General features: G+C 40.5%; 18 protein-coding genes. 11 read left to right on the plus strand and 7 right to left on the minus strand.

Annotation, left to right across the window (positions count from 1 at the left end; all coding sequences use genetic code 11):
* The first annotated feature begins 19 nt into the window (after window positions 1-19).
* The 4 genes from LC040_19065 (at window position 20) to LC040_19080 (ending at window position 3,454) form a co-directional block, all read left to right on the plus strand.
* Window positions 20-418, plus strand: a complete 399-nt coding sequence (locus tag LC040_19065) for an OsmC family protein (GenBank protein WLR51235.1) — start codon at window positions 20-22, stop codon at window positions 416-418.
* 157 nt (window positions 419-575) lie between these two features.
* On the plus strand, window positions 576-1,922 hold the full coding sequence (locus LC040_19070; GenBank protein WLR51236.1) for an MATE family efflux transporter: 1,347 nt from the start codon (window positions 576-578) through the stop codon (window positions 1,920-1,922).
* A gap of 14 nt (window positions 1,923-1,936) precedes the next feature.
* Window positions 1,937-2,554 (plus strand): membrane protein, encoded by a 618-nt coding sequence (locus LC040_19075; protein ID WLR51237.1) that lies wholly within the window; start codon window positions 1,937-1,939, stop codon window positions 2,552-2,554.
* 99 nt (window positions 2,555-2,653) lie between these two features.
* Entirely contained in the window at window positions 2,654-3,454 is an 801-nt protein-coding gene (locus LC040_19080; protein ID WLR53347.1) for a YfkD family protein, read from the plus strand.
* 36 nt (window positions 3,455-3,490) lie between these two features.
* Here the strand turns inward: LC040_19080 and yfkAB are convergent, their stop codons facing one another.
* Entirely contained in the window at window positions 3,491-4,606 is a 1,116-nt protein-coding gene (yfkAB, locus tag LC040_19085) for a radical SAM/CxCxxxxC motif protein YfkAB (protein WLR51238.1), read from the minus strand.
* Between the two features lie 426 nt (window positions 4,607-5,032).
* On the opposite strand from yfkAB, the gene LC040_19090 reads away from it, so the two are divergent.
* From LC040_19090 to rlmD, 3 genes are all read left to right on the plus strand, one after another.
* Window positions 5,033-6,577: a fumarate hydratase gene (locus LC040_19090; GenBank protein WLR51239.1), complete on the plus strand. Its 1,545-nt coding sequence runs from the start codon at window positions 5,033-5,035 to the stop codon at window positions 6,575-6,577.
* Between the two features lie 223 nt (window positions 6,578-6,800).
* On the plus strand, window positions 6,801-7,568 hold the full coding sequence (gene pdaA, locus LC040_19095; GenBank protein ID WLR53348.1) for a delta-lactam-biosynthetic de-N-acetylase: 768 nt from the start codon (window positions 6,801-6,803) through the stop codon (window positions 7,566-7,568).
* 79 nt (window positions 7,569-7,647) lie between these two features.
* On the plus strand, window positions 7,648-9,024 hold the full coding sequence (gene rlmD, locus LC040_19100; GenBank protein WLR51240.1) for a 23S rRNA (uracil(1939)-C(5))-methyltransferase RlmD: 1,377 nt from the start codon (window positions 7,648-7,650) through the stop codon (window positions 9,022-9,024).
* A gap of 107 nt (window positions 9,025-9,131) precedes the next feature.
* Here rlmD and LC040_19105 read toward each other — a convergent pair whose 3' ends face one another.
* A complete protein-coding gene (locus LC040_19105) occupies window positions 9,132-10,028 on the minus strand; it encodes a manganese catalase family protein (protein WLR51241.1) in 897 nt (298 codons plus the stop codon).
* Between the two features lie 11 nt (window positions 10,029-10,039).
* A complete protein-coding gene (locus LC040_19110) occupies window positions 10,040-10,258 on the minus strand; it encodes a YuzF family protein (GenBank protein ID WLR51242.1) in 219 nt (72 codons plus the stop codon).
* A 145-nt stretch (window positions 10,259-10,403) separates the two neighbouring features.
* On the opposite strand from LC040_19110, the gene LC040_19115 reads away from it, so the two are divergent.
* Both LC040_19115 and LC040_19120 read left to right on the plus strand, forming a co-directional pair.
* The gene (locus LC040_19115; protein ID WLR51243.1) at window positions 10,404-10,862 is read left to right on the plus strand and encodes a hypothetical protein; all 459 of its coding nucleotides are present in this window, start codon (window positions 10,404-10,406) and stop codon (window positions 10,860-10,862) included.
* Window positions 10,863-10,939: 77 nt separating this feature from the next.
* Complete coding sequence (locus tag LC040_19120) at window positions 10,940-12,385, plus strand: DEAD/DEAH box helicase (GenBank protein WLR51244.1); 1,446 nt, start codon at window positions 10,940-10,942, stop codon at window positions 12,383-12,385.
* 48 nt (window positions 12,386-12,433) lie between these two features.
* Here the strand turns inward: LC040_19120 and LC040_19125 are convergent, their stop codons facing one another.
* Together LC040_19125 and cdr are read right to left on the minus strand one after the other, a co-directional pair.
* Window positions 12,434-12,613 (minus strand): aspartyl-phosphate phosphatase Spo0E family protein, encoded by a 180-nt coding sequence (locus LC040_19125; GenBank protein ID WLR51245.1) that lies wholly within the window; start codon window positions 12,611-12,613, stop codon window positions 12,434-12,436.
* Window positions 12,614-12,795: 182 nt separating this feature from the next.
* Window positions 12,796-14,451 (minus strand): CoA-disulfide reductase, encoded by a 1,656-nt coding sequence (gene cdr, locus LC040_19130; GenBank protein ID WLR51246.1) that lies wholly within the window; start codon window positions 14,449-14,451, stop codon window positions 12,796-12,798.
* 194 nt (window positions 14,452-14,645) lie between these two features.
* Here cdr and LC040_19135 point away from each other — a divergent pair, with 194 nt between their 5' ends.
* Window positions 14,646-15,527 carry a Cof-type HAD-IIB family hydrolase gene (locus LC040_19135; GenBank protein WLR51247.1) on the plus strand — a complete coding sequence of 294 codons (882 nt, stop codon included), beginning with the start codon at window positions 14,646-14,648 and terminating at the stop codon, window positions 15,525-15,527.
* On the opposite strand, the gene LC040_19140 is transcribed toward LC040_19135, so the two are convergent.
* Together LC040_19140 and LC040_19145 are read right to left on the minus strand one after the other, a co-directional pair.
* Window positions 15,524-16,072 carry a class I SAM-dependent methyltransferase gene (locus LC040_19140; protein ID WLR51248.1) on the minus strand — a complete coding sequence of 183 codons (549 nt, stop codon included), beginning with the start codon at window positions 16,070-16,072 and terminating at the stop codon, window positions 15,524-15,526. The genes LC040_19135 and LC040_19140 overlap by 4 nt on opposite strands.
* 369 nt (window positions 16,073-16,441) lie before the next feature.
* Window positions 16,442-17,260, minus strand: coding sequence for a methyl-accepting chemotaxis protein (locus tag LC040_19145; GenBank protein WLR51249.1), 819 nt, complete (start codon window positions 17,258-17,260; stop codon window positions 16,442-16,444).
* A gap of 539 nt (window positions 17,261-17,799) precedes the next feature.
* Here LC040_19145 and LC040_19150 point away from each other — a divergent pair.
* Window positions 17,800-18,306, plus strand: coding sequence for a DoxX family protein (locus LC040_19150; protein ID WLR51250.1), 507 nt, complete (start codon window positions 17,800-17,802; stop codon window positions 18,304-18,306).
* Window positions 18,307-18,325 lie beyond the last annotated feature (19 nt).

Here is an 18,325-nt window from a genome sequence, read left to right on the forward strand (position 1 = left end):
TATGACGGGAGTGTTGAATGTGGAACTAGATTTTCATTTAAAAGGTGAAGGGTTTCGCGGTGAATTATCGTATGGTGAAATTGATATTTCAGGACAAGATGAGCATGGATTCCGCCCAGGACAGTTAATGGTATCGTCGATTGCGGTATGTTCTGCAAGTGTACTGAATAAAGTGCTGCAGAAGAAGCGTCTTGATGTGCAGGGCTTGAACGTAAATGCAAAGGTTGAACGTAATCCAGCTGAAGCGAACCGCATTGAAAAGATTCATCTTCATTACGTGCTAAAAGGAACAGATTTAGTAGAAGACACCGTACAAAAGGGTGTTGACCTTGCAAGAAAAAATTGCCCAATGGTTCAATCTGTTAAAGGAAGCATCGACATCACTGAATCGTTTGAAATCATTCATCTAAGCATGTAAGCAGCAAGCTCCGTCGTTTAAGACGGAGCTTTTCTAATGGAAATGTGCTAGAAAAAGTGATTGAATAAGATTTTGGGGAAGAGTTTTAGAGTAAGGGAATGAACATCTCTATCGTTTACATACCTATAAATTATGTTGTTCAGAAAGGAGGAGGGGTGTGAGAAGCAACACTCGTTTTGATTTTACTGAAGGAAGTATTTTAAGCAAAATGCTTCTATTTTCAGGACCGATTTTTATGACGAATATTTTGCAAACATCCTATCAATTTATTGATAGCATTTGGGTTGGTAATTTGATCGGTTCTAATGCATTAGGAGCAATCTCTGTTTCTGCCACAGTTATCTTTACAATTTTATCTTTTATTATTGGGATAAATAGTGCATCATTGACGATTTTATCACAGCAGCAAGGGCGTAATGATGAACAGGGGCTTAAGGAATCACTTAATGCATTTATTGTTGTGTTAACGCTCTTGTCCATGACAGCAGGTGTAGTAGGTATCATTTTAAGTGGTCCTATATTGAAATTACTCGGCACACCTACAGACATCTATCCGCTTGCTCGTTCTTATTTGCAAATCAATTTTTTAGGGATCGTGTTTTTGTTTGGTTATAATTTTATCGGCACGGTGCTAAGAGGGATTGGCGATAGTAAAACACCGATACGCTTTGTCTTTATTGCAGTGGTGTTGAACACAGTGCTTGATCCGATCTTTATTTCATTATTTGATTTAGGAATTGTCGGAGCGGCACTTGCGACAATTGTTTCCCAAGGAGCTGCTTTCTTGTATGGAGTAATTTATTCGCTTAAAACAGATAAGATTCCATTTACGAAGCCACATATTCCAGCGAAAAAATACGTAAAAGCAATCTTTAAGCTCGGTATTCCATCAGGCTTTCAAATGATGGCCATTTCAGGCGGAATGATGGCGATTATGAGTGTGGTTACCCGCTTTGGGGAAGACGCTGTAGCTGGGTTTGGTGCGGCACAGCGGATTGACAGCTTGATTGTCTTACCTGCGATGACGCTTGGTTCTGCTGTCAATAGTATAGCAGGACAGAATATCGGAGCTAACCATTGGAACAGGGTGCAAGAGACAGCGCGGGTTGGTATTAAGTTCATTCTGCTTGTTATGTTTTCTGTTAGTACATTTGTGTTCTTTGCAGGTGAGTACTTAATTAAACTATTCACTACAGATAAAGAAACAATTGAGTTTGGCACGATGTATATGCGTACAATTGCTTATTTCTATCCGTTTCTCGGTATTAATTTCGTTTTAAATGGTGTAGTAAGAGCGTCAGGCGCAATGGTTCAAATCCTCGTTTTGAATATCATTTCATTTTGGGTGCTTCGTTTCCCATTGGCAAGCATTGTATCATCGTGGATGGGAGAAAAAGGTATCGCAGTTGGCATGGGGTTAAGCTTAGTCGTCAGCAGTTTCATTTCCTATTTGTATTACAGATATGGCAAATGGAGCGATATTAAAATTTTTGAAAATGAATAGAAGTGAGGATGTATATGCGAGAATGGATTGTACGCTTTTGCGTGTATTTAATTGGACTCATCATTTTATCTTTTAGTATTAGTTTAACCATTAAAGCAGGGCTCGGTGCAGGCGCTTGGGATGCATTAAATGTGGGTTTATCAAAGACAATCGGTCTAACTGTCGGCGTTTGGGTATTCATTATCGGGTTCTTCCTGATTTTGTTGAATGCGTGGCTGATGCGAATGAAACCGATGTTTTTCGCTGTTTTCACCATCGTGTTACTTGGTTCATTTATTGATTTTTGGCTATTACAGGTTTTTCATGACTGGAAGCCTGAGGAGTTTGTAGTTCGGATTGGCGTCTTTTTATTTGCTATTTTGTTTCTTGGTTTTGGTGTAGCGGTGTATTTACAGGCAGACTTTCCGATTAATCCAATTGATAATTTAATGGTGGCGATTAGTGAACGGTTCGGGGTTACGTTCATGACGGCAAAAACAATTGGTGAGATTTCAGCACTGATTCTTGCGTTTATATTCGGAGGGCCGGTCGGCATTGGAACTGTCGTGATTACATTCTTAATTGGACCAATTATTCATTTATTTGAACCTAAGGTGAAGCCTGTTATTCATCGGTTGCGCTTTGCGAATTAAGAACTACCTTAAATTGGACTCTTTAGAAAAAGGATAAACGACAAAACTTTCGCAAAACTAAGGATAAGTGATTTGTAAGGAGGAGTAACAGTGAAACGCATGCAAATTTTCTTATCCATATTTGTTTTGTTTGTAAGTCTTGCTGTTGGAAGCTCGTATACTGGTGCTGCTGAGAAGGAAAAGGAGAATAAAGATGCCATTCCGAATTCGGTAATGGATATCTCTAAAGAAAATACGTATCCGAATCCGACACAGGATTTGCCTTATCTTCAGCCAAGTGAGCTTTCGAAGGAACTGTTAGAAACAACCGATGTTCCTGTTGAGAATCCTGACCTCATTAAGTTGATGAATGAATCAGCGATCTCGACAACACCGCTTGCGATTGGGTATAAGGCGACGATTTACCTTGGACACTGGCCGCTTAGCTACGAGTCTGGTGAGACGAATACGAACTGGGAGTACAAGCAGGCAAATGTCAATAAGTACGATAACCGTGAGGGAACCACCCCTTATAAAATCCATTATAAACAAGAAGCAGAAATGAACATTCAAGGTGGGCTCACTATGAAAGTGCCTAACTCTGAGGATGTGAAGAAGATGATGCTTCTTAAGGCAATGGAGAAAACAAACTTACCGCTAGCGTTTAACACGATGGTTGGACAAGGGACGAAAAAAGACCAAGTATACAATATTATGCCGAAGAAACTTGGCTATCTGTATGCCTACGCACCAGCGGTTAATGAAAAAGGTAAAATTACCTATGGAGAAGTATATTTGGAATTACGCGGCAGTAAGAAACAGCTTGTGATAAAGAATGTAACGCGTCAAGGAATTGGTGCTTGGATTCCTGTTCAAGACCGCTTATCGTTTAAATTCTATACAACAGATCTTCCGAAATAAAAGAAACGGCTGCAAATGAATGCAGCCGTTTTACTGTTATAGAAGGGCTTTGCGTGTCGAGAAGTCAGTTTCAGGATAGTAGACGTTCTTAACTAGAATGTTTGGACCAAGACATTTCGCTTCAGAACAATGGCAAAGCAGCTGTTGCGCTGGTTTTGTTTGCAACCAATGTTGAAAGGCATCTTTCAAGTTTGTGTCTTGGATGTTTCCAAAGGATGGTACATCACCGAAGTCGGTTACGATAATGTCGCCGTTAAAAATATTAATATTCAAGCGGCTTCTTCCGTCCGGGTCATTTCGTACTGTCACATTTTCCTCGTTAAACAAACGTTTAATTAATGCTTGGTCGTCGGTACTTTCATTGCATGGATAGACTGGCAATGTTCCAAATAACATCCACAATGAAGGGTCACGAATATCTAGCAAGTGGTGAATCGCTTCTCGGATTTCTTTAAGAGACAGCACTGGCAGATTGCTTGCGAAATCGACTGGATACATCGGGTGAACCTCATGACGAGCACACCCCATCTCAATGATTTCACGGTGAATCTTTTCTAAGTATGGAAAAGTGCGTTGATTTAACATCGTTTCTGCTGAAACAAAGACCCCTTCCTTTGAAAGAAGTTTGCTGTTTTCAATCATCCGCTCATACATTGCTTCGCATTGCTTAAGTGTTGGGCTTCGGTCCATTTTTGCAAACCCGTATTTCTGAAAATCTTCAATGGTTCCCCAGTTATGTGAAATATGTAAAACATCTAAATAAGGGATAATCTGTTCATAACGGTTATAATCCAATGTTAAGTTAGAATTGATTTGGGTGCGAACTCCTCGCTCATGTGCGTATTTTAATAATGGAACCACATATTCTTTCACAGATTTAAGTGAAAGCATCGGCTCACCGCCAGTAATACTTAACGCACGAAGCTCAGGGACTTCATCAAGTCGTTTTAGCAATAAATCAAGTGGAAGTGCATCAGGGTCTTTTGTTTGTAATGTATAGCCAACTGCGCAGTGATCACAACGCATATTACACAGTGTCGTTGTAGTGAATTCGATATTTGATAACGTTAATTGGCCGTGCTCATCGATGTCGTGATAAGCTTCCCAAGGATCATTCTCCGGGGTAATAAAGGGTGATGGAAATTCTTTCATATTGAAGCTCCTTTATATTGAGTCTAATTCCAATCTATACCCAAGTAAGGCGATCCCGCAACTTGAATTTTCATTTTGGAAAATTGTTTGCGTTTTCAAATGGTCTTTCTAAATATTGCGACAAAGCGTATAATGGAGAGGAGTGTTTTACATAAGTTTGATGGATAACATCGATACACTTCCGGGGCCTTGAGTGAATTCGTACAGAAACATTTTTATCAAAGGCTGTGTTAAAGAATAATGTTGTATTGTTGTTGATTGGAGCGGAAGGTGCCGACTCCTGTGGGGGGAGCAGACAGGTGAGACCCCGCAGGAGTATTTACGACGAGGAGGCTCACCGCCTGCCCCGCGGAAAGCGTGCACCTGCAGCGGAAATCAACAGCTCCTTTTAACAGAGCCATTTGAAAAGGGAGAGGGGAATTAAGTATGGAAAAGTTACAAGAAAGTATGTATCAGTTGATCGTAGAAACATCAACAAAATTGCCGAAAGATGTACGTCGTGCAATTGCTAAGGCAAAGTTAAATGAAACGGCAGGCACACGTTCTGCAATGTCATTAGACACTATTACAAATAACATCTTGATGGCTGAAGAGAATATTTCGCCAATTTGCCAAGACACAGGCTTACCAACATTTAAGATAAAAACACCTGTAGGCGTAAATCAGCTAAAAATTAAAGCTGCGATTGAAGCGGCAATGGAGCAAGCGACAGCAGATGGAAAGCTTCGTCCGAACTCTGTTGATTCAATTACAGGTTCAAATAGCGGTAATAACTTAGGACCAGGCACACCTGTAATTAAGTTTGAGCAATGGGAAGAAGATTATATCGATGCTCGTCTTATCTTAAAAGGTGGCGGCTGTGAAAACAAAAATATCCAATATAGCTTACCAGCTGAGCTTGAAGGACTCGGACGTGCGGGCCGTGACTTAGATGGTATCCGTAAGTGTATTATGCACTCTGTGTATCAAGCACAAGGACAAGGCTGTAGCGCCGGCTTCATCGGAGTGGGGATCGGTGGCGACCGTACATCAGGCTATGACTTAGCGAAGCAACAGCTGTTCCGCAATGTGGATGATGTGAATCCGAATGAAGACTTACGTAAGCTTGAAGATTATGTGATGAACAATGCTAATACACTTGGAATTGGTACAATGGGCTTTGGTGGCGAAACAACACTTCTAGGCTGTAAGGTCGGAGTGATGAACCGTATTCCAGCATCTTTCTACGTATCTGTTGCTTACAACTGTTGGGCATTCCGTCGCCAAGGCGTTCAGGTTAGCCCTGAAACAGGTGAAATTAAAGCATGGGAATACCAAGATGGTGATGATGTAGATTTCGCAAAAGAAGCTCAAAAAGAAACAGCTGCAGCAGCTGAATCAGATGAATCACGTGAGGTTGTTCTTCAAGCACCAATTACAGAAGAACAAATCCGCGAGCTGAAAGTCGGTGATGTTGTTCGCATTAACGGTGCACTTCACACAGGCCGCGACGCGATTCATAAGCATTTAATGGATAACGACGCTCCAATTGATTTGAACGGACAAGTTATTTACCACTGTGGTCCTGTTATGCTCAAGGACGAAGAAGGGGATTGGCATGTGAAAGCCGCAGGCCCGACAACAAGTATTCGTGAAGAGCCTTACCAAGGGGATATCATGAAGAAATTCGGTATTCGCGCTGTAATTGGAAAAGGCGGCATGGGACCGAAAACATTGAAAGCTCTTCAAGAGCACGGTGGTGTCTACTTGAATGCAATTGGTGGCGCAGCACAATACTATGCTGAATGTATCCAAGGCGTTGAAGGGGTAGACTTAATGGAATTCGGTATTCCAGAAGCAATGTGGCACTTACAAGTAAAAGACTTCAAAGCTGTTGTCACAATGGACTCTCACGGAAACAGCCTACACCAAGATGTAGAGAAAACATCACTAGAAAAGCTTGAAAACTTCAAAGAGCCAGTGTTTAGCTAAAAAAATAAAAACGTCTGCTATTCAAAGTACGGGTCTTAAGCATCTGTGGAAGGTAAGCGTTTGTTACTGAAAAGCCTTTGGGACATCTCTCCCAAGGGCTTTTTTGGTAATATGATTCGCATAGCATTTTTTAGCTGAATCGTTGCAAACTAACCTTAAAAGCATAAAAAGGGGTTCGTGAGCAATGACTAAAAAAATCTTATTGTTTTCATTAACTGTTCTCATGCTCGTAAGCTTCACGTTGCCAAATAGCGCTTTTGCTTATGACAATACGCGTTATAATTGGGGTTTTAAGAAAAGTGTTGATGAGCAAGGTGCGTCAGCTGGAGCAAAGTTTGATAAGATGCTTGAGAAATATGGAAGCTTCTATCTTGCAGATCCATCAAAAAAAGAAATTTATCTTACCTTTGATAATGGATATGAAAATGGTTATACCGAAAGAGTGCTGAATGTACTGAAGGAAAAGAAAGTGCCGGCAACTTTTTTCATCACGGGTCATTATGTGAAGGACCAGCCTGAGCTTGTAAAGCGAATGGTTGCAGAAGGCCATATTGTTGGTAATCATTCGTGGCATCACCCTGACTTAACAACTGTCTCAGAAGCAAAGTTAACTGAAGAGCTCCGTTCTGTTGAAGAAGCGGTCGCAAAGTTAACACCTCAGAAAGTAATGACATACCTTCGAGCACCACGCGGCGTTTTCAGTGAACGTACCTTAGGGCTTTCAGAAAAGCTTGGCTATGTGAATGTCTTCTGGTCACTTGCATTTGTAGACTGGAAGACAGACCAGCAAAAAGGCTGGAAATATGCGTACGACAGTATTATGAGACAGATTCACCCAGGAGCGGTTATGCTTCTTCATAGTGTATCAAGTGATAATGCGGAAGCACTTCCGAAAGTGATTGATGATTTACGTGCAAAAGGCTATGAATTTAAGTCACTTGACGATTACATGCTTCGAAAAGTTTTCCCAGAGCCGTTGCGTAGCTTTTGATTCTTTCCAACGTGTATTATAATGAGATTAGAATGGCAGTCATTTGACTGCCAAATTTCATTTATTGGAGTCATTAATCATGAGCAAAAAACAAGTTATGCTAGAAAAAGGACAGGAATTTCCTTTAACGATAAAACGCCTCGGCATCAATGGTGAAGGTGTCGGTTTCTTCAAAAAGCAAGTCGTCTTTGTGCCTGGTGCACTTCCAGATGAAGTTATTGTCGCACGTGCAGAGAAAGTACAGCCAAAGTTCGTACAAGCCAGCATCAAAAAGATCCGCAAACCATCGCCACACCGAACGAAAGCGCCGTGCCCAATTTACGACAAATGCGGCGGCTGTCAACTGCAGCACCTATCATATGAACAACAGCTAAAAGAAAAGCGTGATATTGTTATCCAAGCATTTGAACGTCATACGAGATTACCAATTGAAAAGCTCGATATTCGAAGCACAATTGGAATGGAAGAACCGTGGAACTATCGGAACAAAAGTCAACTGCAAGCTGTAAAAGAAAAAGGAAAAGTACTCGCAGGCTTATACCAAATGGATTCACATCAAGTGGTCGACCTATCAGAATGCATGGTTCAGCACACAGAAGTAAACAAAGTAACCCAAGTCGTTAAAACGATTCTTAATGACTTAAATATTTCGATCTATAACGAACGCAAACGAACAGGAGTCATTCGCACAATTGTCGTTCGGACCGCTTTTGAAACAAAAGAGACACAGCTTGTCCTTGTCACAGCGACCGAAAAAATTCCGCGCAAGGAGCTGCTAATCGAAGAAATTCAAAAGCGCTTACCAGAGATCACGTCTATTATGCAAAACGTAAATGCCCAGAAAACATCCTTAATCTTCGGAAACAAAACAAGCAACCTTGCTGGAAAAGAAGTCATCCAAGAAACACTCGGTGACCTATCATTTGAACTGTCAGCGAGAGCATTCTTTCAATTGAATCCGATCCAAACAGTGAAATTATATGACGAAGTTAAGCAAGCAGCAGAGCTTACAGGCAAAGAAAAAGTCGTTGATGCATACTGCGGTGTCGGAACAATCGGCCTTTGGCTCGCTGAAGACGCCTCTGAACTAAGAGGAATGGACACCATTGCTGAATCAATCGAAGATGCCCAAAAAAATGCTCAAAACCATGGCTTCAGCCACGCTAAATACTATACCGGCAAAGCAGAAGACCTTATGCCAAAGTGGACAAAAGAAGGCTGGCGCCCTGACGTTGTCATCGTCGACCCGCCACGCACAGGCTGTGACAACAAGCTACTCAACACATTTTTGAAAGTAAAGCCGAAACGAATTGTCTACGTGTCCTGTAATCCATCAACCTTGGCAAAAGATATCCAAACATTGAGCGGGAATTATAAAGTGAACTATATCCAGCCTGTTGATATGTTTCCACATACGGCTCATGTCGAAAATATCGCGGTGTTGGAGAGGAAATAAATAAAGGGAAAGAAGCTTACCAGCGGGTGTTGGTGAGCTTTTTTATTGGAGTGGTTGTCGAGCAAACAACAAAAGCCCTCTTTCAAGGGGCTTTTGTATAGGGCACCTCACAGATTTTCCATCAATCGCTTCGCAATCTTGGCATAATCATCACGGTCAATTCCAGGGGCGAATTGTTCAGGGAGATCGTCTAGATTTGGAATAGGTGCTCCTTTCGGTGTTCCCTCTTTCACAATGAGCTGATCACCGCTTTCTGGGTTAGTTCCTTTCCATATTTGTTTAATATCTAAGTAATCTCCGACATCATTCCACGTATATAACACGTTTGCTAAGCCTTGTTCTTCGAATTTTCGTGCATGGTCAAATTTTGAATTTGATAAGTCTGGTATTGGGACCATTTTCTTTACGTCCACACCTGTGGCAATCTCTAATGCTTTCGCGTAGGCCAAGACATGTGTGCCACCGCGAACGAGTAAGTAGCCGATCATTTCACGAGCTGTCTCATTTTCTGTCATCTCGTACACTCTCATTTTATGTGTGCGGGCACCGACCTCTAAGAAGAAATTATGAAGTAAATCTAACACTAAGTTTCCACTGTTAAACACATTGTCCCCAGTCCAAGCGCGTCCCATTGAATCTCCTGCTAAAGCAGTTTGGGCAGTAGCGATAAATTGATACGTATTTCGGCTATCTTTTCCTTCGCGTAGAGGCGTCACATCTGGGTCGCCAGTGTAAAATGTATTTCCTCTTGATAATAAATTAATAGCATTGCTCACAAGCTCTACGTGGCCAAATTCCTCGGCAGTAATACTTGCGACTAAGTCATAGAATGGTTTTAGCTTATCCTTCCGTCGGAAGTTAAATGATTGGAACATATAATTATTGAGCGTTGACATTTCGCCAAACTTTCCACCTAACAGCTCTTGAACAACTGCGGCTGCATTTGGGTCGCCGTGTTCTGGGATTGGCAGGTCAATTAACAAGCGGTTTTCACGCTTAAACATCGTATCCCTCCTTATCCTTTTGGAATAACCCAAACGATTTGTTGAATGCGAATGTAGAAAGGAGAGCCGCCCGACTCGACGACAATATGTTCTGGCATTACTGTTTTCAGCTTTCCAGTAACAGTGCCGCGTGTTGTCTGAACGACGACTTTACCGCCCTTTACGCCTTGAAGTGTTTGATACACATAAGGATCAATATTGCTCACGAAAGAAGGTGTTTGTGGGTTCATGTTATTTCGCTCCTTTGTTGGAAACTCAAACATTCTAAATATATGAACCTCATTGGCATGTTATACATTTAATAGGGCGTTTGGTGGTGAACGAGTCCAATGTTATAATGAACTGAATGAAATATCACTGAAACTTGGAGGAAGTATGCTGACATTTGAAGAAAAACTAACGATTATAGATTCTTTTCCTGAATTAGACCGCAAAGATGTTTCGCTTGGTCGGGTTAACTTTCATTTTGAAGGAAGCGGATTTGATAAGAAAAATGTAGTCTATCACTTACATCCGAATGGAAATGGATTTGTGTATACAGAATTTCTTGAAGGATATGAAACAGATCATAAAGGTATGACAAACATCCGTAATTTTTCTGAAGAGGAGCTTCGGAAAGTAATCAAAGAATCCATTCAGTCACTTGTTCCAATGCCGGAAGAAGAAGCTGAGTGTATAGAGGAAGAATGGGTGAATGCAGAAAATCAATCGTTGATATTAATCAATGAAGACGAGATGTGGAATGTGTATGCCGGTGTCAATTTGGATGGCACGTTTCCATCTTATAATGAAGCAGCACAATATCTTGATGAAGAAGGCTTTCGTCGTAAATAAGAAATAAAGTGGGAAGATTGATTTTTCCTTATGGTGGGGGAATCAATCTTTTTTAATGAATAAAATGAGGTTATGACATGGATAAAAAATGTTTTACAGACTATCAATTAAGTGAAGAGATCGTTCGTGCTTTGAATGGTTTGCGTTATAAGACCCCGACAGAAGTACAGGCTTCAGTTATACCGATGGCGTTAGAAGAGAAAGACCTTGTCGTGAGGTCCCAAACTGGAAGCGGGAAGACAGCGGCTTTCGGTATTCCGATTTGTGAAATGGTGAAGTGGGAGGAAAATAAACCTCAAGCATTAATTCTTACACCAACACGAGAGCTTGCAGCGCAGGTGAAAACGGATATAACGAATATAGGAAGATTCAAACGCATTAAAGCAACAGCTGTATTTGGGAAACAGCCTTTTACTAGGCAGAAAACAGAATTGAAACAAAAAACACATGTCGTTGTCGGTACGCCTGGGCGGGTGCTTGACCATATTGAAAAAGGTACACTGGCGTTAGAGCAGCTAAAATACCTTGTGATTGATGAAGCGGATGAGATGCTGAATATGGGGTTCATTGATCAAGTGGAAGCAATTATTGAAAAGCTACCACATCAACGGGTAAATTACCTTTTCTCTGCTACATTACCAGAGGATGTGAAATCCCTTTGCCATAAATATTTGAATGCACCAGTTAAGCTCGAAATTAAAGCAGCTGGGCTTACAACTGATAAGATTGAGCATGAGCTTATTGAAGTGAAGGAAGAAGAGAAACTTTCATTTCTAAACGATGTGTTAACAGTTGAAAATCCAGACAGCTGCATCATTTTCTGCCGAACACAAGAAAAGGTAAACGAGCTATTAGATCAACTTGATGAGCTTGCCTATTCTGTGGATAAATTGCACGGTGGAATGGTACAGGAGGACCGGTTTGAGGTGATGGATGATTTCAAGAAAGGCGAATTCCGCTATCTCGTAGCAACAGATGTAGCAGCGAGAGGGATTGATGTAGAAGGTATTACACACGTAATCAATTATGACTTACCGCTTGAAAAGGAAAGTTATGTGCATCGAACAGGCAGAACCGGCCGAGCAGGCAAAGCAGGAAAAGCAATTTCATTTCTAACACCTTATGAAGAGAAGTTTTTAATTGAGATTGAGGATTATATTGGCTTTAACATACCAAAGATAGAGCCGCCTTCAAAAGAAGATGTGATGAGCAAGGAAGCTGAATTTGAAAGAAAAACAAATAGCAAGCCTATGATGAAAGAAGACCGTAGCACACAGCTGAATCAAGATATTATGAAGCTTTACTTTAACGGTGGGAAGAGGAAGAAAATTAGGGCAGTAGACTTTGTGGGTACAATTGCAAAAATCGACGGTGTATCAGCAGAGGATATTGGCATCATTACCATCCTTGATAAGCTTTCGTATGTGGAGATATTAAACGGTAAAGGTCCGTTAGTTTTAAAAGTAATGAAAAATACCACGATAAAAGGAAAGCAGTTAAAAGTGCACGAGGCCAGAAGTTAGGGGATTTAGAAGCTTGCCGACAGTTGTTGGTGAGCTTTTGTATTTTCGTCAATTCTTATTTACATGTTTCTGATAAAGGGTAAGATAGTAATCGAGTTCACGACTATACTGAATTGTTTCTTCGTTTTGTAAGCCTTTTTCCATTCCGATTTGAATTAACTCTTTTCTTCTGCCTGAAATGTATTCCTCCAAATCCTCCATTGTCATCACAAGCTCATTGTCTTTCATGGTCTTCCCTCCATTCAATCTTTTTAAAAATCATACCTAATCTTGTATTTATTTGTAAATACTTTTGACAATATAAGACAAGATGAGCGCACATTCATAGGTGTTCGAAGCAGGTAAGCAAACTATTAAGAGAAAAACCCCTCATTATTCGAAAAAATGAACGAATAAGAGGGGAGTTTTTGTTAGACTGTTGGGTAAACAGCAGAGTATGTTTTATAGCCCCCATCTAAGTTAACGGCATTTCGGTTGTGCTGTAAGAGGATACGTGATGCTAGGTATCCGCGCAAACCGACTTGGCAGTATACATAAATGGATTTGTCTGCTGGAAATTCTTCAATACGATTACGAATTTCGTCTAATGGGATATTAATTGCATTTGGAATATGACCTGCTTCAAATTCTTTAGGGTCACGTACGTCTACAATTAATCCACTTCCGTCTTCAACAATTTGATGGAGCTCGTGCCATTGAATATTGCTTGTAGCACCATCAAGAAGATTAGAAGCTGCATATCCTGCCATATTTACAGGGTCTTTAGCTGAAGAATATGGTGGAGCGTATGCAAGCTCTAAGTCAGGTAAGTCAAACACAGTAAGATTCCCTTTAATTGCCACAGCAATGACATCAATTCGTTTATCTACACCATCCATGCCGACAGCTTGTGCACCAAGGATTTTCCCATCTTCAGGTGAGAAAATTAATTTTAACGAGATTGGAGAAGCACCAGGGTAGTAACCTGCATGAGAACCTGGATGAACATGAACGACTTGATAAGGTATACCTAGACGTTTTAATGTCTTTTCATTGTTACCGGTTGCTGCTGCTGTTAAATCAAATACTTTCACAATTGAAGTGCCGAGTGTTCCGTTGTAACGGACATCTTTGCCATTTATATAGTCTGCAACCAGCCTTCCTTGTCTGTTTGCTGGCCATGCAAGCGGGATTTGGACAGGCTGTCCGTTAATATAATCCGTTACTTCAATCGCATCACCAATTGCAAAAATGTTCGGATCAGATGTTTGCATCCGTTCATTTACTTGAATGCCACCGCGAGTACCAAGGTTTAAATCTGCTTGTTTTGCTAATTTATTTTCAGGTTGAACACCGATAGACAGCATAATCATATCTGTGTCAAGTTTCATGCCGCTGCTTAATTGAACTATTTTCCCTTTGTCTGCAAATTCTTGAACACCATCTTCGAAGATAAGGTTGATTCCTTTCTCTTTAACATGGTTATGCAGGATAGATGCCATTTCGAAATCAATTGGTCCCATAAGCTGATTAGCCATTTCAACGATCGTTACGTCAATTCCCTGCTCTGCCAAGTTTTCTGCCATTTCAACACCAATAAAGCCACCGCCAATCACAACAGCTCGTTTCGGTTTTTCCGAATCTACAAAGCTCTTAATACGGTCAGTATCAGGGATATTTCTTAGCGTAAATAAATGCTCTGCTTCTTCAATGCCCTTAATTGGGGGCTTAATAGGTGAAGCACCCGGTGATAAAATTAATGTATCGTAATTTTCTTCATATGATTGATTAGTATTTAAATCGTGAATAGTCACGGTTTTTTGGTTACGATTAATCGTTGTTACTTCACTTTTTACACGAATATCAAGATTAAATCGTTCTGTCATACGTTCGACAGTTTGGACAAGCAGCTTGCCGCGTTCTTCAATTACACCACCGATATAGTATGGAAGGCCACAGTTAGCGAATGAAATATATTCTCCTCTTTCGATTAGTACAATTTCAGCCTCTTCATCTAAACGGCGTAAACGGGTTGCAGCAGTTGCTCCGCCAGCAACTCCTCCGACAATAACGATTTTTCTAGACATAAATATTCACCTCTTAAAAGGATAAAGTTGGTACTATCCCAATATACCATAGGGGGTTTGTGGTTTCTATGTTTTTTCAGGAAAAATTGTGGAATATTTGTGAATAGGGGAAGATGGATCATTCGAAAAGCAACATTTATTTCGATACAATTAGAAGACGAAGCAAAGATATTAAAAATTAGAGGTGACAATAGATGGTTCAATGCATTGCATTAGATATGGACGGAACATTAGTAAATAGCAATTTAATTATTCATGAAGAAAATGCGAAAGCAATTGAATATGCACGAAACAGAGGAATAGAGGTCGTTGTTGCGACTGGAAGATCATATCCTGAAGCGAAAGATGTCCTGTACAACGCAGGAATTCATTGCCCGATCATTTGTGTGAATGGCTCTGAAATTAGAGATTCAGAAGGCCGTATTATTGAAAAGGTTGGGCTAGAACGTGATACATTCCAAAAAATTCGGACCAGACTTGAAGGAAGTGAATTATATTACGAAGTATATACCGATCAAGGAACATTCACGAATGACTACGAAAAAGCATTAGCCGTTATGATCGATGTATATTTAAGTGCTGGAGATACGAAGGATTATGAGCAACTGCTTCAAGGTGCAAAAGCAAGATTTGAACATGGACTTATTACACATGTGGAGCATTATGATGAATTATTACAGAAAGAGGATTTAACAATTTATAAAGTATTAGCGTTCTCTTTCGACCAGGAGAAACTGAAGCGGGCAAAAGAAGAAGTGATGTTCATTAACGGGCTAGCCGTTAGTGCTTCTGCAAAAGAAAACATTGAAATTACTAGTAAGCATGCTCAAAAAGGAATTGCCCTCGAAAAATTCACAGCAGCAAGAGGTCTGTCATTGAAAGAAACAATGGCAGTTGGTGACAATTATAATGATGTTTCCATGCTTGAAGCTGTTGGGCACTCGGTCGCGATGGGAAACGCGCCAGATGATATTAAAGAACTTTGTGATATGGTAACGACAAAGAATGATGAGCATGGCGTTGCACAAGCCATTCATCACGTATTGAAAAATCAAAAAGAGAAGCGAGGGATTTAATTTTCCACGCTTCTCTTGTAATGATAGATATAAATCTTCGTCCGCTGCCAATCGTGTAATTCGATTGTTTCAGTTGGAGTCCAGCCAGGAATGGTGAAGAAATGACTGATGATGATACACCCAGGTTTAAGCTGTTGCTGAAACTGAGCTTTCAGCTTTTCCATTCCGCGTCTATGAATGTAGCAGATAATGTAATCTGTATCGCTTAAATCTGCTTGATACATATTTTTGTAGGAAAAATGAATGTGCTTGCGGGCGAGAGCATTTCGTCCCTTGCAATAAAGATAAGGAATAAGTGCATTCTCAATTCCTATAACGGAAGCGGAAGGGAATATGCGTGCTATCGGGAAAACTAAATTGCCCCAGCCACTGCCAAGATCGTAGATAGTCTTGTGAGTCGTGTTTTGTCTTTTTAAGTAATTTATAATGGCCGAAACTGCTGTTGCAGAGCTTGGGGTTGGTGTAATCCCGTTACGCATCGCATCAATGACAATTGAAATTGTGATCATTAAACAAAAAATAAGCACTGCTAATTGAAAAAACATAAGATTGCTCCCTGCAAGAAAAATCCCATGTCAGAGAGAAGATGACATGGGTTTTTTAGAGATGTCCAGCTACGGCGGCTAGGGGCTCGAGGTCATAAGTCAGCCTGTTGCGGGGACGTAAAGCGGTCCTCTCCACATTCTGCCTTATGCTTGTCGCCCCTGGGCAAGCCGCCTCCGCTTTCGACGCACAGGACGTGCTAGTGCAGGCGTTGTCACAGGACGTGACGCTCTTAGCCAGCGTTCCTTTGATCCAGCTGCGGCGGGCAGAAACTTGTGTTGCTTCACCTTCCCGCTCCGAGGCAAAGAGCGCCTCTATGCGTGAAGGCTCCAGCAAACAAGGTTTCTAAGCGGCCCGCCTCCGCTTTTCTATTAATATTCTTTGGCTAGTTGTAGTAGGTCATCTGAGATTTGGTGGAGGTTTTTGATTGCTGTTGTCATTTCTTGAATTGAAGCTGCTTGTGATTGAATTGTATCAGAGTTTGAATAGATTTGCTTTAAAATCATATCGATTGAGGCTTTCATTTCTTTTAAGGAATCTTCAATTTTGCCTACTGCTTCGTTACTGTTTGATGAAAGCTTTCGAACTTCATTTGCAACTACTGCGAAGCCTTTTCCTGCTTCTCCAGCTCGAGCAGCTTCGATTTCTGCATTTAAGCCGAGGAGATGTGTCTGGCTGGAAATATTTTTGATAATGTTTGTTATGTTTGTTGTTTCATCGGCTTTTTCTTCTGTTTCTTTTGCTGAATCAATGATGGATTCTTGGGCTTCAGAAGAGCTGTGAGCCATTTTTGATAATTCAGAAACACTTGCAGAGATTTCTTGTAGAGATGCCCCAAGGGTTTCTGCCATCTCAGCGATTTTTTCTTGCTTGTCTAATCCCCGTGCAGTGCCAAAAGCACCAATAACATTTTTGTTTTCATCAAAAAGAGGAACTGTTACTGCACGGAAAGGTGATTCAAATAATTCTTTGGATACATATTTATGTAGGGTACGCTTTGCTTTAATGGCATCATACAGACCGTCGCCTTCAATTAGTTTCTGCCCTTTTGAAGCAGTGTCTATTGTTTTGCCAGGTCGATAGTATACGATTTTTTCAGTGTCAGCAATGGCGATCATACAGTCGTCATTTTTGAATAGTTCTTCAAATATAGGTGCGATTTCTAACATTCTTTGAAGCTGATTGGACACTAATATCCCTCGCTTTCAAATTTTAAATTTATTTACTATTTTATTCTTTTTAGTAAAAAATAGCTATAAGCAATAGTGAAATTTAGAAGGGTTTAATGTTATCAACAGAAAAACAGGGTTAAAAATACTACAAAATCAAGTTTTTTAACAGGTTATCAACATTATCCACAGGAATAGGAGTGTTTATCCACAAAGCTACCTGTTAACAATGAAGGTTGATGTTATCATGTTTTAAACAGTTATCCACGTAATCCACAGGTTGTGCACAAGTTTTACCCACAATAGGAAAAAATATGTTTGACGAAAATGTGAAAACAATTGCTTATTTTGTCGAATGGCAGTATAGTAAAGGTGAACCAAGAAAGTGAAAACTTTCACAAAGTTCAAAGGTCAAATAATAAGGAGAGGTCGACAATGACTATCAAAATAAAACGACAAGGCAGACCGATTCTCATTCAAAGGTATCCACGATCGAAATAAATCTTTTCATTTACTACATCTTGTGAAGTGTTGAACAAACTAATGAGGAGATGAGAACCATGAAATGGTTACAAGGTGAAAAGATGGCGGTTGTTTGGACGATTTTACGGGTTTGGTTAGGTATTCAATGGGTTGAAGCAGGCTGGCATAAAGTTGTAGGTGGATTTGATGCAGGTGGCTTCTTGAAAGGTGCAATTGGTAAAGCAGCAGGCGACCATCCAGCAGTACAAGGCTGGTATGCAGCGTTCCTGGAAAATGTAGCTCTTCCTAATGTTCAGTTATTCAACATTCTTATTCCTTGGGGAGAATTACTTGCTGGTGTTGGACTTATTCTTGGAGTAGCAACGATTCCTGCACTTATTGGAGTAGCTTTGATGAACTTGAACTTTATGCTTGCAGGTACAACAAGCACAAACCCTGTTTTATATACAGTAGCAATTATCCTTATGGCAGCTGGACCAGCAGCATACTATTACGGTTTTGATAGATTCTTAATCCCATTTACAAAAGACCATATTGGCAAACATAAACCACACGATAAAGGACACCATGCACACGCACATTAAGGGAAGTAAAAAAGGGATG

The sequence above is a fragment of the Bacillus tianshenii genome (assembly GCA_020524525.2).
GTDB lineage: Bacteria > Bacillota > Bacilli > Bacillales > Bacillaceae_N > Bacillus_AV.

Coding starts and splice junctions, on each gene's coding strand:
- LC040_19075 (WLR51237.1), top strand. CDS start 1,937: ATGCGAGAATGGATTGTACGCTTTTGCGTGTATTTAATTGGACTCATC.
- LC040_19080 (WLR53347.1), top strand. CDS start 2,654: ATGCAAATTTTCTTATCCATATTTGTTTTGTTTGTAAGTCTTGCTGTT.
- yfkAB (WLR51238.1), bottom strand. CDS start 4,606: ATGAAAGAATTTCCATCACCCTTTATTACCCCGGAGAATGATCCTTGG.
- LC040_19090 (WLR51239.1), top strand. CDS start 5,033: ATGGAAAAGTTACAAGAAAGTATGTATCAGTTGATCGTAGAAACATCA.
- pdaA (WLR53348.1), top strand. CDS start 6,801: ATGCTCGTAAGCTTCACGTTGCCAAATAGCGCTTTTGCTTATGACAAT.
- rlmD (WLR51240.1), top strand. CDS start 7,648: ATGAGCAAAAAACAAGTTATGCTAGAAAAAGGACAGGAATTTCCTTTA.
- LC040_19105 (WLR51241.1), bottom strand. CDS start 10,028: ATGTTTAAGCGTGAAAACCGCTTGTTAATTGACCTGCCAATCCCAGAA.
- LC040_19110 (WLR51242.1), bottom strand. CDS start 10,258: ATGAACCCACAAACACCTTCTTTCGTGAGCAATATTGATCCTTATGTG.
- LC040_19115 (WLR51243.1), top strand. CDS start 10,404: ATGCTGACATTTGAAGAAAAACTAACGATTATAGATTCTTTTCCTGAA.
- LC040_19120 (WLR51244.1), top strand. CDS start 10,940: ATGGATAAAAAATGTTTTACAGACTATCAATTAAGTGAAGAGATCGTT.
- LC040_19125 (WLR51245.1), bottom strand. CDS start 12,613: ATGAAAGACAATGAGCTTGTGATGACAATGGAGGATTTGGAGGAATAC.
- cdr (WLR51246.1), bottom strand. CDS start 14,451: ATGTCTAGAAAAATCGTTATTGTCGGAGGAGTTGCTGGCGGAGCAACT.
- LC040_19135 (WLR51247.1), top strand. CDS start 14,646: ATGGTTCAATGCATTGCATTAGATATGGACGGAACATTAGTAAATAGC.
- LC040_19140 (WLR51248.1), bottom strand. CDS start 16,072: ATGTTTTTTCAATTAGCAGTGCTTATTTTTTGTTTAATGATCACAATT.
- LC040_19150 (WLR51250.1), top strand. CDS start 17,800: ATGAAATGGTTACAAGGTGAAAAGATGGCGGTTGTTTGGACGATTTTA.